Annotated in this window: 27 protein-coding genes and 1 tRNA gene; 12 read left to right on the top strand and 16 right to left on the bottom strand. The window is 66.0% G+C overall.

Annotated features, from left to right (window positions below):
• Nucleotides 1–3 precede the first annotated feature (3 nt).
• The 10 genes from IU448_RS15130 to IU448_RS15085 form a co-directional block, all read right to left on the bottom strand.
• On the bottom strand, nucleotides 4–228 hold the full coding sequence (locus tag IU448_RS15130) for a hypothetical protein (protein WP_195056122.1): 225 nt from the start codon (nucleotides 226–228) through the stop codon (nucleotides 4–6).
• A gap of 253 nt (nucleotides 229–481) precedes the next feature.
• Entirely contained in the window at nucleotides 482–1813 is a 1332-nt protein-coding gene (locus tag IU448_RS15125; protein ID WP_228812710.1) for an AAA family ATPase, read from the bottom strand.
• On the bottom strand, nucleotides 1801–2034 hold the full coding sequence (locus tag IU448_RS15120; protein WP_195056121.1) for a hypothetical protein: 234 nt from the start codon (nucleotides 2032–2034) through the stop codon (nucleotides 1801–1803). Before IU448_RS15120 ends, IU448_RS15125 begins: the two co-directional genes overlap by 13 nt.
• On the bottom strand, nucleotides 2031–3053 hold the full coding sequence (locus IU448_RS15115; RefSeq protein WP_195056120.1) for a hypothetical protein: 1023 nt from the start codon (nucleotides 3051–3053) through the stop codon (nucleotides 2031–2033). The genes IU448_RS15120 and IU448_RS15115 overlap by 4 nt, the downstream gene beginning before the upstream one ends.
• A 59-nt stretch (nucleotides 3054–3112) precedes the next feature.
• Nucleotides 3113–3592, bottom strand: coding sequence for a hypothetical protein (locus tag IU448_RS15110; RefSeq protein WP_195056119.1), 480 nt, complete (start codon nucleotides 3590–3592; stop codon nucleotides 3113–3115).
• On the bottom strand, nucleotides 3589–3954 hold the full coding sequence (locus IU448_RS15105) for a helix-turn-helix domain-containing protein (RefSeq protein WP_195056118.1): 366 nt from the start codon (nucleotides 3952–3954) through the stop codon (nucleotides 3589–3591). Before IU448_RS15105 ends, IU448_RS15110 begins: the two co-directional genes overlap by 4 nt.
• Before the next feature lie 110 nt (nucleotides 3955–4064).
• On the bottom strand, nucleotides 4065–4499 hold the full coding sequence (locus tag IU448_RS15100; protein WP_195056117.1) for a hypothetical protein: 435 nt from the start codon (nucleotides 4497–4499) through the stop codon (nucleotides 4065–4067).
• Complete coding sequence (locus tag IU448_RS15095; protein WP_195056116.1) at nucleotides 4496–4750, bottom strand: helix-turn-helix domain-containing protein; 255 nt, start codon at nucleotides 4748–4750, stop codon at nucleotides 4496–4498. The genes IU448_RS15100 and IU448_RS15095 overlap by 4 nt, the downstream gene beginning before the upstream one ends.
• Nucleotides 4747–4998: a hypothetical protein gene (locus IU448_RS15090; RefSeq protein ID WP_195056115.1), complete on the bottom strand. Its 252-nt coding sequence runs from the start codon at nucleotides 4996–4998 to the stop codon at nucleotides 4747–4749. The genes IU448_RS15095 and IU448_RS15090 overlap by 4 nt, the downstream gene beginning before the upstream one ends.
• Entirely contained in the window at nucleotides 4995–5801 is an 807-nt protein-coding gene (locus IU448_RS15085; protein WP_324188603.1) for a phage antirepressor N-terminal domain-containing protein, read from the bottom strand. The genes IU448_RS15090 and IU448_RS15085 overlap by 4 nt, the downstream gene beginning before the upstream one ends.
• A gap of 573 nt (nucleotides 5802–6374) precedes the next feature.
• Between IU448_RS15085 and IU448_RS15080 the strand changes: the two genes are divergently transcribed.
• Entirely contained in the window at nucleotides 6375–7010 is a 636-nt protein-coding gene (locus tag IU448_RS15080) for a helix-turn-helix domain-containing protein (protein ID WP_267467092.1), read from the top strand.
• 8 nt (nucleotides 7011–7018) lie between these two features.
• Here the strand turns inward: IU448_RS15080 and IU448_RS15075 are convergent, their stop codons facing one another.
• Complete coding sequence (locus IU448_RS15075; RefSeq protein ID WP_195056113.1) at nucleotides 7019–8305, bottom strand: site-specific integrase; 1287 nt, start codon at nucleotides 8303–8305, stop codon at nucleotides 7019–7021.
• Between the two features lie 179 nt (nucleotides 8306–8484).
• On the opposite strand from IU448_RS15075, the gene IU448_RS15070 reads away from it, so the two are divergent.
• From IU448_RS15070 to IU448_RS15060, 3 genes are all read left to right on the top strand, one after another.
• Nucleotides 8485–8555: transfer RNA gene (locus IU448_RS15070), tRNA-Gly, on the top strand.
• Between the two features lie 226 nt (nucleotides 8556–8781).
• The gene (locus IU448_RS15065; RefSeq protein WP_195056112.1) at nucleotides 8782–9096 is read left to right on the top strand and encodes a type II toxin-antitoxin system Phd/YefM family antitoxin; all 315 of its coding nucleotides are present in this window, start codon (nucleotides 8782–8784) and stop codon (nucleotides 9094–9096) included.
• Between the two features lies 1 nt (nucleotide 9097).
• The gene (locus tag IU448_RS15060) at nucleotides 9098–9472 is read left to right on the top strand and encodes a type II toxin-antitoxin system RelE family toxin (RefSeq protein WP_195056111.1); all 375 of its coding nucleotides are present in this window, start codon (nucleotides 9098–9100) and stop codon (nucleotides 9470–9472) included.
• 242 nt (nucleotides 9473–9714) lie between these two features.
• Here the strand turns inward: IU448_RS15060 and IU448_RS15055 are convergent, their stop codons facing one another.
• Entirely contained in the window at nucleotides 9715–10878 is a 1164-nt protein-coding gene (locus IU448_RS15055; RefSeq protein WP_195056110.1) for a helix-turn-helix domain-containing protein, read from the bottom strand.
• 384 nt (nucleotides 10879–11262) lie between these two features.
• On the opposite strand from IU448_RS15055, the gene IU448_RS15050 reads away from it, so the two are divergent.
• A complete protein-coding gene (locus IU448_RS15050) occupies nucleotides 11263–11634 on the top strand; it encodes a hypothetical protein (protein WP_195056109.1) in 372 nt (123 codons plus the stop codon).
• A 311-nt stretch (nucleotides 11635–11945) separates the two neighbouring features.
• On the opposite strand, the gene IU448_RS15045 is transcribed toward IU448_RS15050, so the two are convergent.
• Complete coding sequence (locus tag IU448_RS15045) at nucleotides 11946–12275, bottom strand: hypothetical protein (RefSeq protein WP_195056108.1); 330 nt, start codon at nucleotides 12273–12275, stop codon at nucleotides 11946–11948.
• Between the two features lie 390 nt (nucleotides 12276–12665).
• Between IU448_RS15045 and IU448_RS15040 the strand changes: the two genes are divergently transcribed.
• Entirely contained in the window at nucleotides 12666–13448 is a 783-nt protein-coding gene (locus tag IU448_RS15040; protein WP_195056107.1) for an alpha/beta fold hydrolase, read from the top strand.
• A 3-nt stretch (nucleotides 13449–13451) separates the two neighbouring features.
• Here the strand turns inward: IU448_RS15040 and IU448_RS15035 are convergent, their stop codons facing one another.
• A complete protein-coding gene (locus IU448_RS15035) occupies nucleotides 13452–14216 on the bottom strand; it encodes a crotonase/enoyl-CoA hydratase family protein (RefSeq protein ID WP_195056106.1) in 765 nt (254 codons plus the stop codon).
• The gene (locus IU448_RS15030) at nucleotides 14216–15736 is read right to left on the bottom strand and encodes an acetyl-CoA acetyltransferase (RefSeq protein ID WP_195056105.1); all 1521 of its coding nucleotides are present in this window, start codon (nucleotides 15734–15736) and stop codon (nucleotides 14216–14218) included. Before IU448_RS15030 ends, IU448_RS15035 begins: the two co-directional genes overlap by 1 nt.
• Nucleotides 15737–16045: 309 nt before the next feature.
• Here IU448_RS15030 and IU448_RS15025 point away from each other — a divergent pair, with 309 nt between their 5' ends.
• The 3 genes from IU448_RS15025 to IU448_RS15015 all read left to right on the top strand — a co-directional run bounded on the left by IU448_RS15025 (nucleotide 16046) and on the right by IU448_RS15015 (nucleotide 19198).
• Nucleotides 16046–17152, top strand: a complete 1107-nt coding sequence (locus tag IU448_RS15025) for a DUF4185 domain-containing protein (protein ID WP_195056104.1) — start codon at nucleotides 16046–16048, stop codon at nucleotides 17150–17152.
• Between the two features lie 78 nt (nucleotides 17153–17230).
• Nucleotides 17231–18484: an erythromycin esterase family protein gene (locus tag IU448_RS15020; protein ID WP_195056103.1), complete on the top strand. Its 1254-nt coding sequence runs from the start codon at nucleotides 17231–17233 to the stop codon at nucleotides 18482–18484.
• Nucleotides 18485–18538: 54 nt separating this feature from the next.
• Nucleotides 18539–19198, top strand: coding sequence for a class I SAM-dependent methyltransferase (locus IU448_RS15015; RefSeq protein ID WP_195056102.1), 660 nt, complete (start codon nucleotides 18539–18541; stop codon nucleotides 19196–19198).
• A gap of 26 nt (nucleotides 19199–19224) precedes the next feature.
• Here IU448_RS15015 and IU448_RS15010 read toward each other — a convergent pair whose 3' ends face one another.
• Complete coding sequence (locus IU448_RS15010; RefSeq protein WP_195056101.1) at nucleotides 19225–19824, bottom strand: alpha/beta family hydrolase; 600 nt, start codon at nucleotides 19822–19824, stop codon at nucleotides 19225–19227.
• 95 nt (nucleotides 19825–19919) lie between these two features.
• Between IU448_RS15010 and IU448_RS15005 the strand changes: the two genes are divergently transcribed.
• The 3 genes from IU448_RS15005 to rox all read left to right on the top strand — a co-directional run bounded on the left by IU448_RS15005 (nucleotide 19920) and on the right by rox (nucleotide 23911).
• Nucleotides 19920–20174 (top strand): SRPBCC domain-containing protein, encoded by a 255-nt coding sequence (locus tag IU448_RS15005; RefSeq protein ID WP_195056100.1) that lies wholly within the window; start codon nucleotides 19920–19922, stop codon nucleotides 20172–20174.
• 234 nt (nucleotides 20175–20408) lie between these two features.
• Nucleotides 20409–22244 (top strand): acyl-CoA dehydrogenase, encoded by a 1836-nt coding sequence (locus IU448_RS15000; protein ID WP_195056345.1) that lies wholly within the window; start codon nucleotides 20409–20411, stop codon nucleotides 22242–22244.
• A 212-nt stretch (nucleotides 22245–22456) separates the two neighbouring features.
• The gene (gene rox / locus IU448_RS14995; RefSeq protein ID WP_195056099.1) at nucleotides 22457–23911 is read left to right on the top strand and encodes a rifampin monooxygenase; all 1455 of its coding nucleotides are present in this window, start codon (nucleotides 22457–22459) and stop codon (nucleotides 23909–23911) included.
• Nucleotides 23912–23929 lie beyond the last annotated feature (18 nt).

Below are 23929 nucleotides of genomic sequence, written 5' to 3'. Positions count from 1 at the left end.
GGCTCAAGCCGCGCCCTCGCTTCCTGCTGGGTAGAACACGCGGTACGCCTCCAACAGCGTGGAAGCGGTCTGGAACTCCTTGTCGTTGCCGGCGAGCATCGGAAGCACGTCGTCGGCGTGGAACAGCGGTGGTTTCAGGTGGGGGAACTGGCGTTCGTAGGCGCCGACGATGGCGACGATGTGGTCCGCGGCCATCCGGGGCGGGGGCGCCTGCTCCGGGGTGCTCATGAGCCGAACCCCCGCGCGCCACCTCGGCGGACGAGCAAGGTGTTGAGGACGATCTGCAGTACCTCCCCGACCCGCTGGGCCCAACGTTCGGTGCGGTCGTGGTAGGCCGCATGAATTTCCGCGTCCGCTACGTACGCGGTGCAGACCGGGCAGACGCTCGTACCCGGCGGGGGCACAAACGGGGCCAGCGAGCCCGTGTGCGGCCCGGCGGGGGCTCCCTGGTGCGTCCGGATGATCCGGACCGGTTTCGAGTTCATTGAGGCTCCCCCGCTCGGCCGTTCGCGGCTGCGTAGTAGTCGGGGTCCGCGGGCATCCACGGCAGCGCGGTGGCGTGATGGAGCTTCGACGGCCATGAACGCTCCTCGCGGGTTCCGCGCCACGAGACGACGTCCACAACAGAAGCGCGGCCGTGGCCGGGATCCTCCCGCGCCCGGCGCAGACCGAAACCGAACTCCGGCCAGCGGAGCCACACACTCGACCCGATCGGCGCCATATTCCGCTGACCATCGCCCGCGGGACTCTTCCCGGCGTGGGCTTCGGTCAGCAGCGCGAACCCGTACCGCTCCCGCAAGCCGTCGAGCACCCACGCGATCTCCCGGGCGGGCTTCTCCTCATTCGGGTTCTCGTGGTGCAGCTTGTACAGCGGACCCAGCACCAGCAGGTCCGGCGCGGTGTCGGTGATGGCGCGCTCGAGCCACGCCGTGTCCCGACCGGTGAGCAGGTCGATACCGGCCGGCCGGACCTCGATCGCCATGGTGTCGTTCCAGTCCATCGGCGACAGACCGTGATTGCGGCGCCGCTTGTCGACCATTCCGGTCACCCAGCTGTATCGGCGGATGCACTGCGACGGGGAGTTCTCGCAGTCCACGATCAGCACCCGGGCGCGGGTCCGGTCCGCGCCGAGCACGTTTCCGGTGAACGGGTGCAGGCCGGCGGCGAGGGTGCACGCGATCTGCGAGCAGGCCACCGACTTGCCGCCGCCCTCGGCGCCGGTGAGGACGATGCGGTCCATCCGCTCCAGCAGGTCCGGGACCAGCCAGTCGTGGTGGACAGTGGTGGACAGGAAATCCCCCATGGCCATCGGCTTGCTCGCGGTCGCGTCGGCCGCGATCCGCTCGGCCTCGTCGCATTCACGGCGGATCGCCGACAGCGCGGCATCGATATCGGCCTGCTCCACACCTGTCTGCCATGCCGATTCGAACCGCTGCTGCAAACGGATCGCAGCTTCCGACAGCTTCCGAGCGGCGGACAGGTCCCGGATGCGCTGAGCCAGATCTGGCGCGGCAGCAGGCTGATACGCCCACTTCATGCACTCGTGGACTTGATGCGGATCGACCTTGCCGGGGACTAGGCCCCGCTTCTGCGCCTCCACGACGATCGAGTTCGGATCCACCGGCTTCCCGGCGAGCAGCATCCCGTGCATCACGGTCGCGATGTGGCGGGCACCCGGAATGTGGAAGTCCTCCGGTCGCACCGACAGGAACACCTGTCGGCACGCATCGGGCGCCATCATCGCCACGCCGAGCAGTCCTCGTTCCGCAGTGGCGTCGTACGGCTTCTCGCCCTGGTCGGTCAGTCCTGCCAATTTGCACCCCTGACACGGCGGATCAGCTGAGTTACGTGGCCGGGCATGATCCACCCGGTCTCGTCGGCGAAGTGCTCGTGCACTGCGTCGATCGCCTCGGGGAACGTCCAACTGCGCCGGCGAGCAGCTTCGGACCAGGCCGCGACGGCAGCCTCGTCGACCTCCTTGCCGGTGTAGACACCGATCGCCTGCAACAACGTGATGATCTCGTCGGTGGTCACGCGAAACCTCCGGATATGGCCCGCATGGGGCTGGATTGATTGCTGAACTGCTGGAGCTGCCCGGCCGCGAGTCGGGCCCTCAGCTCCTCGCCTTGCTGGACGGCGCGCATCGCCTTGGACATCGGGGCCGCCTGGACAGGATCGGGTTCGTCGGCCCATCGTTCGGCGTTGAGCCACGACGCGGCGTGAGCGGTGAACTCCGAGTCTTTGCCCCGGCGGGTTTCCGCGTATCGGCGGGCGCCCTCACGGATCGCCGCCGGGTCGGCCTTCTTGATCGCCTTCGCGTACGCCTTGACGGCCGCGCCGCGGGCGACCCGCCTCGGGTAGACCTCCCAGAACTCCACGAAGCCGTCGGGGTCTCCCGGCTTCGACGCGAGCCTGTTCTTCGGCTCGGGCGCCGGGGTCTCGATCAGGTTCAGCTGCGGAGCGGTTGAACCAGATGGTTCTGGGGTGGTTCCTTGGGTGGTTCCAAGGGATGGTTTGTCTGAAGTTTTCTTCGTACCGTCGGGGAAGTTTTCTTCATACCGCGGAGAAGAATCCTTCATACCGTGGCGGAAGTTTTCTTCATACCGTTCAGGCTCACGGTAGGAAGAGTTCTGCATACCGGTGAGGAAGTTTTCTTCATACCGTTCGCTGGGTTCGGCCGAGCCGGTTTTCGGCTTGCGGTACCGCCGCCGACGCTCCTTTTCCTCCTCCCGGAAGTCATCGAGTGTGTCTTCCCTGACCCAGTGGATCGGCAGGTCGTAAACCACCGGGCGAGTGTCGGCGGGAAGGTGGGCCACAGCTGACTGGTCAGCGGATTTCACCAGGAGGCCGGCGCTTCTCAGCGACTCCACGTGATCGGAGACATTCCGCACCGTGCAGCCCAACCGCCAGGCAACGGTGAGGTGCGACTGATACGACTGGCGTCCGTGTTCGTCGGCGGCCTCCGCGTAGACGTCGAGGACCGCGCGCGCGGCCAGCTTCACGAGTCCGGGAGGGACCTGCGTGGTCGACCACTTCACCGCCTGCCAGCTCACAGTCAGAAATCCCTTCTCCGCGACAACGCGGGCGCGGCAGAACCGCGCCCGCGTCAACATCACTGACCTCCAGCCGCGAGCTCGCGGCAAACCTCGTTCACGGAAAGCCCCAGGCACTCGCCGATCTCGGCGGCCGACAGCGAGCATCTGCGGCCCAGGTCCACATAGAAGCTCTGGTGAAGGCGGGCCTCCTTCGGGTTCCGCCCATATGCCGTCAGGATCTCCAGGGCGAACTCACGCTCCTGCTTCCGCCTCGGGGGCCAGTGGCGAACCTTCACGCAGGCGACCCACCCGATCCGCTCGTCGAACCGCCATATCGGCGGCTCCCCGCGGCCGTGGAGCGCTACCTCCACAGCCTTCGAGAGAAGCTTCACGCGGTTGTCCTCATCCACGCCGCAGCGGGGGACGACACGGATCCCACCTTCGGACGGGAGGACCAGCGAGCCGATTTCGACCCACCGCCCCCGCATGTCCATGTGGCCCAGTGGGCTATCGAATTCGATGCCGAGGACGGCCGCCGTCTCGTAGATGGTGGTCACTCGTTCACCGCCTCGGCACGGAACCAATCGGCCGCGTTGTGTCCGAAAGCCAAACCCAGGCGCAGGAGTTCGGAGACCGTAGCCGTGACACGGCCGTCGATCAGCGCGGAGACACGCTCCTGGGAGATCCCGGTCAGTTTCTCGACCTCGGGCACGGTCCGGCCGGACTGAGCGAACGCGTCGCGCAGCTGCTGATGCACGCCTGCCACGAGTCGAGCGGTGTCGGCAGTCATCGTGTCGGCGACCTCAGCGCAGTCGAGGCACTGCACGAACATCGGCTTGTACTGCCAGCCCGGGAGGTGCTTGCCGCAATCGCCGCAGCGCACATCCACAGTGCGGGGGGTGTGGTTTTGATCAGTCACTGATAAGCTCCGATCTGGAGTGAATCTCCGCCGGGGTAGTGGCCGGCTGGAGTGGTAGGGAGGGAAGGCCGCCGCCGATTCGTCGGGGCGGCCTTCGTCGTTGGAGGGTGTTACTCCGCGGGGACCGCGCGCAGCGCAGGCTTCGGCGGCAGCAGGACGACGTGGAGAGTCGACGGCGGGCTGATGTGGATCTCCCAGGAGCCGCGGTCCTCACCCGGATCGGCGAGCCGCCTACCGTTCAGGACCTCGGCCTTGTTCTGCGCCGGATCGGGATGCCACAAGTGCTCATAGCGGTGCCCGAACTCGATATCGACCCGGGTGGTCACCGGTCGTCCGTCGCTGTACCGGTCCCAGTCCAAGGCAACCGAACCCAGCAACGAGTCCATGTCCGTGACCAGCTGACCCAGTGCGTCGAGCTCGATATCCAGGCTCAGACCGGACTCCGCCGAGAGGCTGGCCCACATGCTGTCCGTCGTCCAGTCGACCGTCGAGCGCATCCGGCGCGCCAAGTACTTGAGCGCATCCAAACTGTTGTAGGCGGTCACCGGGACCCCCACGCGGGCAGCGAGTTAATGTACCGGTCCAACGACTCCCGGAGGAACAGATTCTTGACGCCTTCTTTCCGCGCCACGATCTTTTCCTCGGCGAGCAGTCTGTTCAGCGACGTCTTGGACAGCCCCGAATAGTCCATGGCGGCCTTGAGGTCGAGCGCGATGGGCCGGCGGTCCACCACGAGTTCCGCGAGCTTCTTATCCACCGCATCGGCGACAAGCGAGCTGATATCGATAGTGGTCACGCCGCACCGTCCACGGGGGTGGCCAGGGCGTCCCGGACACCGTTCAGCGCCGCGATCAGCCCGTCGAGCTGTTCCAAGGGCAGGGTGACGTCGGCAGACCAGCCGTGCGCCAAGACCACCAGCGCTGCGATATCGGAACCGTTCTGGACGCTCGCACCTCCGACGAGTACGGTCTGGCTGCCGACCTTGATTTCGCCAGGTTCGGCCCACCAAGCCCAGGGGGTCGGCCGCTCGATGGTGGGGCTCATGCCTGCACCCCCGCGTAGTACGTGTTCCAGACCTCGTCCATCAGCGGACGATCCGCCTCGGTGTAGGCGTTGGCATCGACGATCCGGCCGTTCTCGGCCTCCAGCGGGTACTTCTTCGGATCGACCCCGTACTTCAGGACGTAGGCCGCCTTCACGCGCTTGCCGAATACGCCGCTGATGGACTTCACCTCGGACCGGCTGAGCCCTTTCTCGCCCAAGTACGACTGCGCGTACAGCGGGCGGGTTGTGGGATCGAGTTCCGGCGTCTCACCCAGGCTGCGGGCGAGGACGATCCGGGCTTTGGCTTCCAGGTGCTTCGAGTCGATGATGCCCTGGGCGAGTTTGATGACCTCCATTTGCGTCCGGGATCGTGCGGCCAGACGTTCGAGCTCGTCGACGGTCGCGCTTGGGTTGATCGCTCCGCCGTCGTGGAAATAGGCGTCGAGCGCGTCGGCGGCCTCGGCCTGGTATGCGCGAAGATTCGCACGGTGCTCCTCGCGGACGCGGCTTTCGTCGAGGGTGGCCAGCCACATCGTCACGGTTCGACGATCGATACCGACCATGTCGCGTGCCTTGCCGTCCGCGCCAACTGTGGAGAAATTCTCCACAGTTGCCCACGACTTCCCCTTGAGCTTCTGGAGCTGGCCGGAGTAATCGAGGCCGAGAGACTCGACCATGGGCCGCAGTGCGGCGAGCCGCTTGCCATCGGTCTGGATCGGCGTGGAGGCGCCCGGAATTGTGACCGGGACTAATTCACCGATCAGATCGGTGTTTGATTGAGCTGAGCTGCTATGTTGGGGCACGCTCCGTCTCCTTCTGGGAATGGAGTTATAGGTGGGCAGCGGCACCCGGGACTCTTGGCGGAATTGCGGGTGCTGCTGCTGTCTTTGGCGGCCTGGGGGCGTAAGCTCGATGCCACCTCGGCTGTCCGGTGGAACACTTGCAACGAAGTTCACGATGACGACTCAGAACTTCGAGGTGAGTTGCTGGTTTTATGCTGAGGCGGGCTACTCTGGTAGGAGCTCGTACGGTGACCGTTCAACTCACATGGATACCGTAGCAGTCGACACTGACACTTGGCGCTCGAGCGGAAGTTGCCGTATTTGCATAACGCCAGCTCAGCGGCCATATTCCCGTAAATCCTTCCGTTTGGGCGTGAGCAACGTCACATTGGGCGCGGTCCGGCTATGAAAGGGTTGGTCGTGTGACTATGGGCGGATTTTGGCTCGAATTCCCAGGTCGGCAGCCTGCAGGAATAGGTACCCGAGCTCGATGCACCCCCTTCCTACCCCAAGGAACGCTGTGGCACGCACCCCGTTAGGACTGTAGGTAACACTCAGCTTGAAGTTCCCCTAACTTCCCCTCATGATGGAGACATGCAACGCGAGGATGCCCTCCGACGTGTGGGTTTTGAGGTTCAGCGCAGACGGAACTCTGCTGGCATGGAACAAGCTCTGCTAGCTGAGAGGGCGGGCGTCGATCCGAAAACTGTGCGATCGCTGGAAAAGGGGGAACGGTGGCCGCGAGACCAATCGCGCGCAAAGATCGAGTCCGCACTTCAGTGGCCAGCCGGCGCGCTTGACCGCTTGCTTAATGAAGCAATCGCCAGCATCGAATTCAATGCCCCCCTGCCGTCGGCTGCAGAGGTGACACCCACCGGAGAAACCGCGTCTATCCCGGACTTGATGGTGAGACCTATCAGGGTTACTACGGTCCCCGATGGCAGACCAGTCGCCTATCGGCATATCTCAGAACTCGTCGACCGCGCACGCAGTGTGTACGTCGCATTGGAAGACGTTGCAGCTGGCGACAACCCTGAGGTGTTGGTGAGTCACGCTGCTCGTCTCCATGCAGCTGCGATGCGGGTGGCATTCGAATGGGCGGGGGGTGCGGACGGGTTCGGGAATCTGTCGGCTGTCATGCCCGAATTGTCGAAAGAGATAGGAAAGAGCCCCGATCGAGCACTAGATGTGTTGCAGAAGATCAGGGAGAGGAACGCCGACGACTCCTGAGGCGCGACTTACCGGCGCAACTCTTTCGGGACGATCACCTCGGGCAGCAGCAGCCGCGAGAACTCACCCATTCCCGCTCGCGCACGATCCAGATTTACTTTCCTGTAAATCCGGTTCGCCGTCACCGTCGACTGCCCCAGGATCTTCATACGGTCATCCTCCGGTATCTCCAGCAGGTTGTTCGCCGTATGCCGGCCGCCGTGCCCCGGGATGATCGGCACCTCCGCCGCAGCTTGCGCGTCTTCCCACAGCTCCGCGTCACTCGCGAACTGGATCGGCTTCCCCTTGCCCGACGCCCACACCAAGCCATACTCGTTCGGCTCCCGGGTCTCCAGATACACCTGCAGGATCGCCGCCAGCTCCGGTGGCATCGGGATCAAATACGACTTTCGGGACTTGGGGCGCACCAGAGCGGCGCCGTAGTACAGCGGCCGGACTTCGTAATCCCTCGGTGCGTCGTACCGATCCGGATCGTCGGAGTACTTCATCCCCTCCTTCAGCGGAAGCCATTGCAGCTGCCACGACTTGTCGATCGTGAGGTTGTCGAAGTCGATCCGGTCCTCCTCCAGGCCGAGAAGTTCACCGCGACGCATCGCTGTGAGGTACCGGGCTGCGATCAAGGAGACGTACGGGTTCCGCCTGTGCAGCGCAGTGGAGATGACGGCCCGGGCCTGTTCCGCCGTGTGGTGAGGGATCTCCTCCGATACGGCCTTCGGCCGCGGAACCAGCTCAGCGACATTCTCCCGCACCAGCGGCGGCCGCTCCTTGCGCGCGTCGTCCAGGGCTTGCTTGATCCGGTCGTAAGCGACCTGGATGGTGCGGGACTTCCATTTCGGCACCGCCTGCTTCTCGCCATCGACAACGATTTCCTTGGTCGCCGTGGTGCAATACTCGACCAGGTACCGGATATGAGCCGGTTTGAGGTGCGGCAGCCGTACATTTCCGATGGCCGGGATGATCTGCTGGCGGGCTGTCGCCAGATATGACTTGTACACTTTCGGCGCGAGATGGGGTTTCTTGTGCTCGACCCATTGCAGCATCCAGGTTTCGACCGTGACGCCCATCTTGATCTGCTCGACCCCCTGGGCGATGTCGAGCTTCAACTGCTCCAGCTTCTCCAGCGCGATAGCTTTGTCCGCTGCGGACACCTGGGAGCGGTACCGCTTCGGGTCCAGTTCATCGGGGACCTCCACTCTCCCGATCCACATCCCGTCCTTGCGCTGGAACAGCGCGCCGGCACCTTTGGTCCGCCGCCGGCGCTTCCCGGGTGTCCGGTACTTTTCTCGTTCGGTCATCGCGATCACCCCGCGGTCAATGGAGGGCCGAGGTGTGCGAGTCGTTTGCCGCTTAAAACTGGCACGATCGTGCCGTTACCTCGGAAGCTGTACCCTATTACTGTACCCTATGGCCGGGTACCGTGCGGTATCGCATGACGCACAAATTTGGTGTCTACCAGGGAAATCGAGAGATAGGCGCAGGTGGAAATCGCTGTCGTATCTGCTTCCCAAGCAGACAGCGCGGGTTCGATTCCCGTCACCGGCTCCACCCTCGCATTCGCGATAGTTCGCACATCACTTCGAGTCCTGCCGGCCCCTTCATGTCGGGACCAGCGACGAGGCGTCCCCGAGCCTCATGGCAGGCTTCGCCCACCTGCATACACAATCCCAGGCCACCGCAACCGGGTCCTGAACGACTCTATGCGGCGGATCTCAGATGAATAATTGTATGTAGAATAGTGATCACAATCCCGCGTACAGTGAGAGTCCGAACGATGGCGGGAGAGGGCGGACAGATGGTGAGCATCCCAACCAGCAATTTCGTCGGCATCACCGAGGTGAGCCGGGACACTTCTCGATACGTTTCGGCTGCAGCCGACGGCGAGAGCTTCTTGGTCATGAAAAACAACCGCCCTGTGGCCGCGATCGTCAGCCCAGAACTGATCGACCGAATCCAGGATCTCGACGAGAGGGAGCAGGATATGCGGCTGCTGATCATCGCGCTGTCGCGCATCATGACCGATAACGGAAATCGCCACGATCTAGACGACGTCGCCACGGAATTGGGGATCTCGCTGACCGACGACTGACATGGCGAAAGTAGTCCTCACAGATGAGGCAAAGGAAGACATCAGGGATCTCGATCGCTCTGCGCAGATACGAGTGTTGCGGAAACTGCGAGAGCTGGAGACGGAACCGGAGCAGCGCGGGCAACCGCTCGGCAGCAAGGCCGGCGGAAACCTCACCGGTCTACGCAAGCTCGTCGTCGGCGACCGCCAGTACCGGATCGTTTATCAGGTCGAGCGAGACGGCACCGTAGTAGTCGTCTGGGTGATCGGCGAACGTGCGGATGACCGTTGCTACGAACTGACCTTGGCCCGGTTGAAAATGTACGCGAACGACGCTGAACTGACGCAGAACCTACAACGATTGCTCGTATCAGCATGGAATCAACAGGAACGATGATCCAGACGTGCTCTGCTTGCCGAGCCAGGCGGCGTGTACTGCGTCGGCCTCTGGATAGGGAAAGGATCGTGCCCACCCGACAGCACCAAAACAACCGGTCCGTCTCCTGCCACGCCGACGTACAGGAGTACCCCATCATCAACAGCTGTCATTACCGACCGCAAGCCGTCCTCCGATTCGCGACGCAGGTTCGACCCGCTCTGACGCCGAGACCGCCCGTGGCCGAGAGACCATACACCGGTCTACAGCTCGATTCCGGCCGTATTGGCGAGCGTGCGTAGTTTGTCGCTCGCCCGGCGCTGCTGTCGTGCCGTGGTACGGATGGCGTTCTTCACGGCCGAACTCGCCCGGAAGTGCTCCGGAGCCGCAACTCGCGACTCGAACAGCGCTCCGATTGCCGCGTCCGGGTCACCGGCGAGCAGGTGCGCGCGTGCGGCATCCACCCAGAAATACCCGCGGCGCTCGGCGGCCATATCCGGAGGAAGCCGGGTAGCTTTCGCGATCGAGACGGCCCGGCCCGGCTCGCCGAGATCGACCTCGGCACATAGTTGATACAGCCGGACGTTCGTCGGACCGACCGGGCTGCCGTAGACGACTCGGTCACCAAAGCTCGCAGCGAGCCGCTCGGCGGCGTCGAGATGTCCGCGCGAGGTATCCGCGTCTCCGGTTGCTGCCGCGATGGTGCCTGCGCGCATATGCAAGATGCTGTGCACCGCGGCGGCCGTCGCATCTTCCTCGACGAGTGGCTCTATATCGGCGATCGACCGATCCAGGAGACGCAGCGCGTGCGCCGAGGCGCCGACGCGCGCGAGGGTCGCCGCCTTGACGTAGTGGGTGGTGGCCAGTAGTAACGGGTCGCCCGACCTGGTCGCGGCCCATTCCATACGTTCTGTCGCTGTCAGGGAAAGGTCGGCGTATCCGAGTTTGTGGGCGACCGTGTTCGCGGCACGATACGCATCGGTCAGCAGCGCGTAGGCCGGACGGCCGGATTCCTCGCCCGCGACGAGCAACGCGTCGACGAGATCCGGCAGCACTTCGGTGATCTTGCGGTATCGGGCGTCGATACGCCAGCGCCCGACTCGCTGCGACAACCGCCGGAGTTCGTCCATGGGGACGGGTTCGAGGCTCGGGTCGAGAAGATCGGTCGCCGCGAGCGTCCGCCGGAGCGTCGGCAACACCTCGGAAAGCGCCTCGGGCTCATCGTCCCCGTGCAGGCGCGATGCATCGATCTGTAGCGCGTTCGCAACCGCGCCGACCCATACTGTCGAAGCGGACGATGCTCCCGTCTCCACCTGCGCAAGCATGGAGCGAGATACGTTGGCCCTGACAGCCAGCTGGTGTTGAGTGAGCCCCCTGGTCTTGCGCCACTGAGCAATTCGTTCGCCGACGGTCGCGCCCTTCGTCATGCCCAACGGTAACACGCATTCTTCGAACAATTGTCGAACATTCGGCATATAACCGCTGCTTAACGTCGTATCGCCCCGGCGTCGGGTGCGCCGGAGTCGATAGCCCGGCACGCCCCGGCCGATGGAGGACGTGTGGCGGTACCGCCCCGGCGCCGGGTGTCGGTATACCGACACTTTGCTAGGGAGAGGGACATATGCACGAGCGGCGACCCAAGTCCGTCCGGCCGCCTGGAAATAGGCGATTGGGCCGGGCCGTACAACTCCCGGACGCCGAACCATGTTCGGATATGGCGCTTCTCGAGCGAGTCGCTAAGGGAATTCGCGCGCTGGAGACGGACGTTGTTCCCGGCCGGCCGACACCGGGCGACCAGGAACTGGTCCGCGATGAGTGGCACCGCGCTATCGATCGACTGCGTTGCGCCGATGTGGAAGTGGCGCGGGATGCCGGGTAGGCGGGCGGTCGTGCTCCGCCGGTCCGACGACGACGGTGTCGAACTCGAACGGCTGATTCACCTGCACAAACTTCGGGTCGTGTTCACAGCGGTCACCGATTCCGCCGTACCGCGCCTGGTCGTGATGATCGCGGCCGGACACGCGTTCGAACATCGTGCCGAAGTCGTCGTCGTACCGCATCTCACTGCGGAGGACGTGTGGGCGGCACGGGAGTGGCACGCACTCGCCGAGATCGCCGACGTGCTGGGCGCCGATGTGATCCTCGAAAGCGGTGCCGTTCTCCCTCGGCAGGCCCTGAATTGAACGACTGTATCGAGGCTTCGATGCCGGAATTCTGCTGGTCGGTGCCGAGCAGGCTCAGGCCGAGGCTGCCCGCAGGCACGGGCAACCGTCGGTACATTCGTCGGGCACCTCCACCACGGCGGTCGGGTCGCGATCATCGCGGTGGACTGTCCGCATCGATACCGCCGAACAGTTAACAGCCTCGTGGTTCCGCGGTGGCAGGCGTGGCACCGGTCGAGCGGCAGCGCGATGGCCCGGCTCACGGCCGTAGACCGGGGAGGTCTACTACCGCGCGGCCGACGATGCCCGATCGGCGTTTCCCGAGCCGGCTGCTACGAGTTCCCGAGGCACTGGTCGACGATCTTGGAGATCGCCGCTTTGGCCTTGGCGTTGTCCTCGGGGTTCAGGCCGAGCGTCTCCGGATCGGCTATCTGGGCTTCGGACTCGTTGCGGGCCATGGTTTGCAGGCCCTCTTGGGAGATACCTTCATCGACGTACACCTTGGCGGCGCAGTCGGCGAAGGCCGGGTCCTTGATGCCTTTCTCCTGCATGGCCTTCGACAGGTCCGCCGCGGTGAGCGCGGGCGCGGATTCGGTATCGCTACCGCAGGCCGCCAGCAGCGGCAGAACGACTAGGGTCGCGGCAAAAAGGGTCTTCCGCACCGGGTTCCTCTCTCAGATGTATCACCTGGACGCCGCGGTGCTCGGGGGATCGTCCCACGGTCGTCCGCGTGACGCCCACGCATGTGTGTAGTCGCAGTCACACGCGTGCCGCAACTCGTAGGGTGATATTTCGAGAAGACTCACACCGGTCGTCGGTGCAGGCCCACCGGGATGCCGGGTCCTGTTCGAACGCCGTGGGCCGCGACCGGGTATCCATAAGCGCCGTGGAGCTGCCTACGTCTTACTGGGATCACCCCGAGCACAGTTCTGTCGTGCCCGCTTCCGGACCGCAGCCGGGGCGATCGCTGCGGCGGCTTCCGAACCGAACTGAGGGCCCCCGCCTGCTGTTAGTGTGATTCCGCAGTTCGGGTGCCGATCGGAGAGCCGGGTATGACAAACCTCAACCACCATCGCGAAGGCCGCGGTGAACCCCTCGTCCTGGTGCACGGTGTAGGCAGCCGATGGCAGGTCTGGGAACCGGTCATCGCGACTCTCGCCGAGCATTTCGACGTGATCGCGGTCGATCTGCCCGGGTTCGGCGGCTCGGCGCCGCTACCCCGGACCACCGTGGACACGTTGACCGACGCCCTGGCCGATTTCCTGGCCGACCAGGGGCTCGACCGGCCGCATCTCGCGGGTAACTCGATGGGTGGCGGCATTTCGCTGAACCTGGGAGCCCGCGGCCTGGCCCGTTCGGTGACAGCCTTCTCCCCGATCTTCTTCTGGGACACCCCGGGGCGGGTCTGGTGCCAGCAATCGCTGGGGCAGTCCAAGAAACTCGGCCGCCTCCTCGGCCCGGCGATGCCGAAGGTGCTCGGCACACCGGCCGGACGCACCCTGTTCTTGAGCCTGGTCTTCGGTAAACCCTGGGCGGTCGACGCGCAGACCGCCCTGGACACCGCCGAAGGCGCGGTGAAATCGCTCGGGTTCTCCCCGGCGCTGGCCTCGTTCACCGAAGCCGAACTCGCCGACCCCGCCGCCTTGGCGGATCTCCCGGTAACCATCGCCTGGGGTAACCGGGACATCCTGCTCACCTACAAGACCCAGAGCCGGCGCGCCCGCGAAGTACTTCCGCACGCCCGCCACGTCACGCTGGAAGGCAGCGGGCATACGCCGTTCTACGACGATCCCGCCGCCTGCGCCGGCGTGATCCTCGATCGATCGCCCGGGTAAACCTCAGCGGCCCTGCCACACCGGGTCGCGCTTCTCCGCAAATGCGAGCGCACCCTCGGCCGCATCCTTCGATGTGATCGCGGGAATCGCGAGCTCGCCCTGTTTCGCGAAGCCCTCGGCGACACTCCAATCCGGGGTCTCGTCGATGATCCGCTTACTGGCCGCCACCGCCAGCGGCGCGGCGGCCGCGATCTCACCCGCCAACTCCAGCGCCACCTCGAGCGCTTCACCGGGATCGGTCACCCGGTTGATCAGCCCCAGTTGGTGCAGCCGTTCGGCGCTGATCCGGCCCCCGGTCAACGCCAGTTCGGCCGCGATACTGCGCGGCAGGCGCTGGGTCAGGCGCATGACACCGCCGGCCGCCGCGACGAGTCCGCGTTTCACCTCGGGGATACCGAATCTCGCGTCGCGGGCAGCGACGATGAGGTCGCCGGCGAGCGCCAGTTCGAAACCACCGGCCAGCGCAAACCCCTCGACCGCCGAGATCATCGGTTTGGCCGGCGGTTTCGCGGCGATACCGAGCGGTCCGCGATGTTCGGTCACCGGGAACTCGCCGCGGGTCATCCCGATCAGATCCATTCCGGCGCTGAAGTTCCCGTCGGCCCCGGTGAGCACGAGGACCCGCGCGGTATCGTCGGCCTCGAATTCGTCGATCGCGGCCTCGATGGCCTTCGCCGTCGCCAGGTCGATGGCGTTACGCGCCGCGGGCCGGTTGACGGTGAGCACGGTTATCGCATCGCACCGGTCCAGGAGCACGGTATCGGTCATCAGGCTGTCCTCTCGCTGCGCAGAATGAAACGGTCGGCGGCTGTGATGTCGATAGCAGCCCCCAACCGGTCGCCCGTGGTGCAGGCGGCGACGGTTTCGCTGTCCGTCGCCCGGACCAGTATGCGTGCCCCGGCCGGGTTCAGCGCACTGACCACCACGGCTTCGGGTTCGTCGCCCGCCTCGCCCCGGCGGTGCGGGACCGTGTAGGCCTCGATGACCGCGGGGCCCGTATATCCGGGGGCGGTCTCCCGCCGGGCCACCGGCACCTCGGCCTCGACCGGGCGGAACGGTTGGGCCGGCGGTTTCGCCGAATACACACCCACGCCGTGCTTGGTGATGTACCAGCCGAGCGCGGTGGTGAGCCCGTAGTCGCCGGGGTTGTCGCGCAGGATCCCGGCCATGGTGGCGATGCCGTGGGTGCTGTAGTTGTTGCCCGGACCGCCGCCGAAGGTGAGGCCGCCGGTGACGGTGAGCGGGCGCGCGAGATCGTCGATCGGCAGCCCCAGCGCAGCGGCGCCGACCTGTACGGCCACCGGGAAGCACGAGTAGAGATCGATGTGGGCGATATCGTCGATACCGACCCCCGCGCCTGTCAGCGCGGCCCGGCCGGCGGCGGCGATCGCCGGGGAGGCGGCCATATCGGTGCGTTCGGAGACGAACCAGGTTTCGGTGGCGGTGGCGCCACCGTGCGGGAAGACCCACCGCTCCCGGGGCACCCCGGCGGCATCGGCCGCGGCGGCGCTGCACAGGATGAGACCTGCGCCCTGGTCGACCGTCAGGTTCGCCATCAGCAGTTTCGGGTACGGGCTGGAGACCATCCGGTTGTCGGGTCCGGTGGTGACGAGTTCGGCGACGGTCCGTTTCGTCGGCATCCAGGCGTAGGGGTTGCGGGCGGCGACCTCGGAGAACCGCGACCACAGGCCGCCGATACGCGCCAGCTGGGTTTGCTGGTCGAGACCCAGCCGGTTGCGCATCGCCGATTCGATCAGCGCGTACATATAGATGGGCCCCCACAGCCCGGCCGCGGTTTCCATGGCGGAACTGGGTGCGTCGGTGACGCCGATGATCTCGTCGGGGACCGAGTTCTCGTGCTGTTCGGGCCAGCCCGGGTCGACACCGGTCTTCCTGGCCTTGTTGAGTGAAGCGACCGATTCCGCGCCGCAGATCAGGGCGATATCGGATTTGCCTTCGGCGATCTGCCGGCTGAGCAGGTTGAGCAGCCGCTGGGGAGCGTCGCCACCGGCGGGCGCGGATTGCAGGGTCCTTTTCGGGGAGGCGCCGAGTTGCGCGGCCACCGTCGCGGCGAGGTTCGGGTAGGAACCGCTGACCGTGGCGACCGCGGCCACGACATCGGCCGATCGCAGCAGCGCATCGCCGGTGCCGCTGTCCGCACCGGCCCGGCGCAGCGATTCGGCCGCGAGTTCGACCGCCCCGGGCAGACCTTGTTCACCGGACCGATGCACGATCTGCCCGACTCCGACGAGCACCGGTGTGCGCGGGTCGATTCCGGCTGGCAGCATACGTCCTCCGCTTCCTCGCTGAAGTAAACCGCTGAAATGCACGGTTAACTTCTCGATTAGACCATGGAGGCGTCTACGGCGTCCGTGGGCGGCGGTCAGCCGGACTCACCGCTGGTGACGATTCGGCAACAACGCCGTCTACCCGCCGGACACCTGCACAGAACCGTTGCGCAATGCCTCTGATTCACCCATATCCACTGCTAACATGACCGCGATCTGCCAGCCAGTCGAAATACGCCGTGCCACAGATCCCGAGGTTCCCACGTTTTTACGCGGCGATTCTCGACGCAACCCGGAGGTCCGACGGACTTGAAAAGAACCGGATCCATACTCATATCTCTGCTGGCGGGCGCATCGGCCGCAATTCTCGCGGCTACCGCACCGGCCACGGCGAATCCCAACGCCATCAACCCCATTCCGGTGCTGAACGGCACCCATGGGCTTCCCCAATTGCACGGGGCCACCCGGGCCGTTTTCCAGGTCACCGGTATGGCCAGCCCGAACAACACCCACAACTACAACATGCTCGGTACCGACCTGGGCATCATGTGGGACAACGGGCACGGTGAAATGCTCACCGCGTTCGGCGATACCGCCGGCGTGGGATTCCCCAATCTGCTCTCCGGCAGTATGTGGGCGTGGCGCAGCAACGTACTGCTCCGCAGCCATACCCGCGACCCCCGCAACGGTATCTACTTCGACAGTGTGGTGCGTGATGTCTTCGGCCAGGCCCGTGACCTGATCCCCAGTCCGAAGATCCCGTTCCTGGAGATCAGCCGTATTCCTACCGCCGGTATCTCGGTGAACGGCGTGCAATACATGAGCCTCATGTCGGTGAAGACCTGGGACACCCCCGGCGAATGGACGACCAACTACTCCGGGCTGGCCGCATCTGCCGACAACGGTGAAACCTGGGCCGATCTGACTTTCACCCGCCGGCCGAACGAAGGCGCCAACCGTAATTTCCAGATGAATGCGTTCGTGAAAGACGGCGGCTATGTTTACGTTTACGGCACGGCATCAGGTCGCGACAATGCCGCCTACATATCCCGGGTCCGCGAGGCGGATATACAGAATCTGGGCGCCTACGAATACTGGGACGGCGGGCACTGGAAACACGGTGACGTGAATGCCGCGCAACCGATCATGCACGGGGTCGGCGAATTGTCGGTGATGTGGAACGACTATCTGGGGCAGTATGTTTCGCTCACCACGGACCCGTTCAATTCGGTGGTGATGCGTACCGCGCCCGCCCCGCAGGGCCCGTGGAGCCCGCCCCGGGTGCTGATCGACGCGCGGGAACTGCCGACCGCGTACGCGCCGTCGATCTTCCCGTATCAGACCGGAAGCGACCTGTACTTCCTCACCACCGTCCACAATCAGTACAACGTCGTCCTGATGCGCACTCGACTCTGACCGAACCCCTTGACCTGAACAACAGTTGAGGTAAGAGGCTGGGTCGCGACCACTCCGACCGACCACCAGGAGCCCGGCGTGACCCCCTCTCCCTCCACCCATACCGCCGACGCGGTCCACCGGTGGCTGCGCGACAATGCACAGCCCGTCTCCTCCACCGATGCCGCCGATACCGGCCCGGACCTGCGAACGCTGACCGACCACCTGGCCACGGCCACCGTGGTCGGCCTCGGCGAATCCACCCGATTCTCGCGGCAGAGCTACGGGATACGCGACCGGATCCTGCGCACCCTGGTCACCGAGCACGGTTTCCGCGCACTCGCCATCCAGGACAGTGCCCGTTCCGCCGCCCGGCTCGACGCCTACGTACGCGGCGGCAGCGGTGATCCGCACACCGCGCTCGCCGCGGCCTGGCGGCCCCTGCGCACGGCCGAAACCGTCGGGACGCTCGAATGGCTGCGCGCCTACAACAGCGACCACCCCGGCGACCAGGTAGCTGTGCTCGGTATCCGGCCGGCCGCCGCCGAACCCGCCGACTACGACGAGGTGCTCGCCTACGCCCACCGCTGGGCACCGGACCGCGCCGGCGAACTCGCCGCGCATCTGTCCCCGATCCGCAGTGCGCACCGGGTCGACGAGCACGTCCAGCGGCACCAGGGCATCCATCCCGGACGCCCGTTCGCCGAGCACGCCCGCGCGGCGCTCACGCTCCTGCACACACTTGCGCAACCGACCGGCGCCGAGGCCGCCGCCGCGTATTCGACCGCACTCGGGCGCGCCCGGCAGATCGTGGCCTTCCACGAGAACAGCGTGGCCGGCCGCGGCAGCTTCGGCAGCGACGACCCACAACCCGCCCGGACGATCATCGATCACCATCGCAGCACCGGTGCGCGAATCGTCTACTGGGACGGGATCGCCCACACTGCCGGCATCGACAGCGGGTTCGGCCCGGCCGAAACCCGGTTCCACAGCGAAGGCAGCGGGCTGCGCGCATACTTCGGCACCGGCTACCTCTCGGTGGCGATCGGTTTCCGGCACGGCGATCTGGGCACGGCAATCGCCCCCGAGCCGCACCCGGACCTCGTCGACGCCGATCTGGCCGGCGTGGACCTGCCCGCCTATTTCGTGGATCTCCGCGACGACGCGCCGCCGGAGGTGCGGGCATGGCAGGCGGCACCGGCACGGATGCGGGTGATCAGCGGCGTGTACGACCCCTCCGCGGACGAGGCGGCACGGTTGGAGGTGAGTTCCCTGGCAGCAGCCTTCGACGTACTCGTCCACATCCGCGAGACCTCGCCGGTGCATTGGCTGCCCGAACCCGCGGACCGATGACCTCCGGCGCCGAAGGCGGTACGAACCGGAGACCGCGTCCATACACTGGCCGGTATGGACGCGGCCGAATGGGATGCGCGGTATGTGCAGAGCGAACTGGTGTGGGGCGCACCGCCGAACAACACGGTGGTGGAGTTCGTACACGGACTCGACCGGCGGATACCGCTGCTTCCGGGGCCGGACGGCACGGTCCCGGAATTACCGCGCGCACTCGACCTGGCCTGTGGAGAGGGCCGCAACTCGCTGTGGCTGGCCACGCACGGCTGGCAGGTGCACGCGGTGGATTTCTCCCAGGTCGGGATCGATAAGGGCCGGACGGTGGCGACGCGGCTGGCCCGGTCGATCCGGGAGCGGATCACCTGGCAGTGCGCCGATCTCACCGAACCGGGTGTGGATATCGGCGGCCCGTACGAACTGGTCCTGATGGTCTTCCTGCATCTCCCGGCCGGGCAGCGTCGCGAGATGGTCCGGCGAGCGGCGCGGCTGCTCGCCCCCGGCGGGATGCTGCTGGTACTCGGGCACGACAGCGCGAACCCGGAGCGGGGGCACGGGGGGCCGCAGGATCCGGAAATCCTGTTCACTCCCGAGGATGTGGTCGCCGACCTGGGCGACGACAGCGGTCTCCGGATCGACACCGCCCAGCAGATCCTGCGGCCGACCGAGGCAGGGGAAGCGATCGACGCCCTCGTGGTCGCCACCAAACCGGCTCGGTAGCTCCCGGATCCCGCCGCCGGGTGGCCTCACCTACTCCAGCGCCGGAACCAGGGCGCGAGTGTTTCGGCGATCGTGTCGAATCCCTTCTTGAAGGAATGCGGCTGGCCGGCGATGACCCGGACCTCGGCCGCGTCGGCCGGGTCCGGGATGCCGAACGGGTCGCTACCTCCGTTGATCACCACCACCTCGGCGGGTGTGGCGGCCAGTAATTCGGCACGCCGGGATTTCTCCGGTTTCCCGGGCGGATGCAGCGGGAAGGACACCGCCACGATGCCGCGGGCGCCGAGTTCACCGGCGGTCCGGCAGGCGACCCGCGCCCCGTTGCTGCGACCACCCTGGATCAGCGGCAGGTCGGGGCCGAGCTCGGATCGCAGGGCGGCGACAAGCTCGCCCCAGGCCCTGTCCTGCGGCTCCGGCTTACCGGGCGCACGGCGGCCGGCCACCCGGTAGGGCTGCAGCACGCGGGCCACGACACCGCCCGCGGCCAGCGCCGTATCGCGCACCGTCAGAATGTCGCGGCTGTCCACCCCGCCGCCCGCGCCATGGGTGAATACCAGCAGGAACTCAGGCTCGTCCGGATGGTCGATCTGTGCCTCCGCCGGGCCGACGCTCGTCTCGATCCGCACACCTCACCCTATCCAGTCAGGTACGGGTTCACCGAGAGCTCCCACCGCCGGCGCCGGGCGGCGCGCGCCAGTGGTTTAGGCCCGGACTCACCTCGGTGAGCCGGCGGGTCGCGGATTGCGATCTCACCTTCGTCGACGACCGTGCCGAATGGACCGATACGAGGGTCGCCTTCGACATCACCGCGACGCCGGAAGGCACGACGCTGCAGTTCACGCACCAGGGGCTGACCGCCGGCGGGTCGGAATGCTTCGCGGCCTGCTCGCGCGGCTGGACCCTCTACATCACGAAAAGCCTGCCGCGGCTGTTGAGCACCGGCACCGGTGCTCCCATTCCGAAGTACCACGCGTGAAAGCGGCCCGACAAGCCCTCTCGGGTCTCGTTTACACAGGTCACCGGGTTGCTACCTGTTCCGCTCATCACAATGCCGCGGGACCCTTTGCCGCCGGCCTTACCCGTCGGTAATATAGGTAGTAAGTTACCCGCGAGTAGCCTGCCGCGTTCCGGTAGCTACCCGGTGGCAACAACGGGCGGGAACGGCTAACCACACCGACCGCACCCGACTCAACGGAGAGTGAGTATCACAATGGGTCATTACAAGAGCAATGTCCGCGACCTGGAGTTCAACCTCTTCGAGGTCCTCGGCCTGGACAAGATCCTGGAGTCCGGCGCCTACGGTGACCTGGACGCCGACACTGTCAAGGAGATGCTCAACGAGGTGCGTCGCCTGGCCGAAGGCCCGCTGGGTGAATCCTTCGCCGACGCCGACCGCAATCCGCCGGTCTTCGACCCCGAAACCCATACGGTGAGCCTGCCCGAGTCGTTCAAGAAGAGCTACCGGACCCTGCAGGAAGGCGGCTGGGACACCTTCTCCGTCGACCCCGAGCTGGGCGGTATCGACGTTCCGCGCGCCGCCTACTGGGCCATCGCCGAACTGATCCTCGGTGCCCAGCCCGCGGCCTTCATGTATGCCGCCGGCCCCGGTTTCGCGAATATCTTCTACAACAACGCCACCGAAGAGCAGAAGAAGTGGGCCAAGATCGCCGTCGAGCAGGGCTGGGGCGCCACCATGGTGCTCACCGAGCCCGACGCCGGCTCCGATGTGGGCGCGGGCCGCACCAAGGCGGTCCAGCAGGAGGACGGCTCCTGGCATATCGAGGGTGTGAAGCGCTTCATCACCTCGGCCGATTCCGACGATCTCTTCCCGAACATCATGCATCTGGTGCTCGCCCGCCCGGAGGGCGCCGGCCCGGGCACCAAGGGCCTGTCGCTGTTCTTCGTACCGAAGTTCCACTTCGACCACGAAACCGGCGAACTGGGCGAGCGCAACGGCGTATTCGTCACCAATGTCGAGCACAAGATGGGCCTGAAGGTTTCGGCCACCTGTGAGGTCACCTTCGGTGGCCACGGCGTCCCGGCCAAGGGCTGGCTCGTGGGCGAGGTACACAAGGGCATCGCGCAGATGTTCGAGGTCATCGAGCATGCGCGGATGATGGTGGGCACCAAGGCCATCGCCACCCTGTCTACGGGTTACCTGAACGCGCTGGACTACGCCAAGCAGCGCGTGCAGGGCGCCGACCTGACCCAGATGTCGGACAAGTCCGCGCCGCGGGTCACCATCACCCACCACCCGGATGTGCGGCGCAGTCTCGCCACCCAGAAGGCATACGCCGAGGGCCTGCGCGCGGTGTACCTCTACACCGCCGCTCACCAGGATGCCGATGTCGCCGCGGCCGTTTCCGGTGCCGACGCCGATCTCGCGGCCCGCGTCAACGATCTGCTGCTGCCGATCGTGAAGGGTGTGGGTTCGGAGCGGGCCTACCAGTACCTCACCGAATCGCTGCAGACCCTGGGCGGTTCCGGCTTCCTGCAGGACTACCCGATCGAGCAGTACATCCGCGACGCCAAGATCGACTCGCTGTACGAGGGCACCACCGCCATCCAGGCGCAGGACTTCTTCTTCCGCAAGATCGCCCGCGACCGCGGTGTGGCGCTGGGGCATGTGGCCGGACAGGTCCAGAAGTTCATCGACTCCGAGGCGGGCAACGGCCGGCTGAAGGCGGAGCGCAAGCTGCTGGCGACCGCGCTCGAGGATGTGCAGGCCATGGCCGCCACGCTCACCGGACATCTGATGGGTGCGCAGGAGCAGACCGACGAGCTGTACAAGGTGGGCCTGGGATCGGTGCGCTTCCTGCTCTCGGTCGGCGATCTGCTGATCGGCTGGCAGCTGCTGCGGCAGGCCGAGGTCGCCGGCGCCGCGCTGGATGCCGGTGCGGAAGGTGCGGACAAGACCTTTTACCAGGGCAAGGTCGGCGTGGCACAGTTCTTCGCCCGCAATATCCTGCCGGAGCTGACCGCTACCCGCACCATCCTGTCGAACCTCGACAACGACATCATGGAACTGGACGAGGCGGCGTTCTGATCCGCTGAGAAATCGCTCTCCGACTGGCGGCTCGGGTATTCCGGGCCGCCAGTTCCTGTGTTCCTCCCCTCTTCAACATATATCGCACAGGGGGTCTTGCGGCAAGACCCCGGTGGTGCCGCAGAATATCCGGCCGAACCCCCGCTATCTGCGGAAACAGGTTCGAAACGGCACGCGGCACGAGCCGCGGAACTCGAGGGGACGGGCGATACATGTTCGATGTGATCATTACCGGCGGCGGGCCCACGGGCATGATGCTGGCCTGCGAATTGCGCTTGCACGGTGTGCACGTAGTCGTGCTGGAAAAGGACGCCGAGCCGTCCGATTTCCTCCGCGGGACCGGACTACACGTGCGCAGTATCGAGATACTGGACCAGCGCGGGATTCTGGAACGTTTCCTCGCCCACGGGCAGAAATACCCGCTACGCAGCCATTTCGCCGGTATCGACAAAGCCGTACCGGCCGGGCTCGACACCGCCCATCCCTACATTCTGGGTATCCCGCAGCCGATCACCGACCGGTTGCTGGCCGAACGTGCGCAGGAACTGGGTGCCGATATCCGGCGCGACTGCGAACTGGCCGGGCTGGAGCAGGACGACCGGGAAGTCACCGCCGAGCTCGCCGACGGCACCCGGCTACGGGCGCGCTACCTCGTCGGCTGCGACGGCGGGCGCAGCACGATACGCGAACTGCTCGGAGTGGAATTTGCCGGCGAACCGTCCACGACGGATGCGCTGCTGGGCGAAATGGCGGTCACCGCCGCCCCGGACACCATCACCACCGTGATGACCGAAGTACGGAAAACAGAACACCGTTTCGGTCTCATGCCGCTCGGCGACGGTCTCTACCGAGTCCTGGTGCCCGCGGCCGAGGTGGCTGCCGACCGATCGGTGCCGCCGACCCTCGACGATTTCGCCCGGCAGCTGCGCGCCGTCGCCGGTACCGATTTCGGGGTGCATTCACCGCGCCGGCTGTCCCGATTCGGTGACGCCACCCGGCTGGCCGAACGCTATCGGTCCGGGCGGGTACTGCTGGCCGGGGATGCGGCGCATATCCATCCGCCGCTCGGCGGGCAGGGGCTCAACCTCGGGATCCAGGACGCATTCAATCTGGGCTGGAAACTCGCGGCCACCCTCGCGGGCCGGGCGGCGGCCGACCTGCTCGACAGCTATCAGACCGAACGGCGCCCGGTGGCCGCGGGCGTACTGGCGAATACCCGGGCGCAATCGGAGCTGCTGTCCGACGAGCCGGGTCCGCGGGCGGTGCGCGGGCTGCTTTCGGAACTGATGGACTTCCCCGAGGTGACCCGGTACCTGCTGGCCAAGATCACCGCGCTCGATATCCGCTACGACTTCGGCGAAGGTCATGAACTACTCGGGCAGCGGCTACGCGATATCGAACTGACCGAGGGACGCCTGTACCGGCTGACGCACCGCGGCCGCGGCCTGCTGCTGGACCGGACCGGCAACCTGTCCGTTACGGGCTGGGCCGACCGTATCGACCACGTCGTCGATCCCGGCGCGGACCTGGACGTGCCCGCCGTCCTGCTGCGCCCCGACGGGCATGTGGCCTGGGCCGGAGACGAGCAGCAGGAACTGCTCGACCGGATCCCACGGTGGTTCGGCGCCGCGGCCCGGCACGCCGGCGCCACTGCCGTGGCAAGATAGCGCGCAGAACCGCGCAGT

The sequence above is a fragment of the Nocardia flavorosea genome (assembly GCF_015477805.1).
In the GTDB taxonomy this organism is placed as follows: domain Bacteria; phylum Actinomycetota; class Actinomycetes; order Mycobacteriales; family Mycobacteriaceae; genus Nocardia; species Nocardia flavorosea_A.
This window is presented reverse-complemented; position numbering and strand designations above follow the sequence as displayed.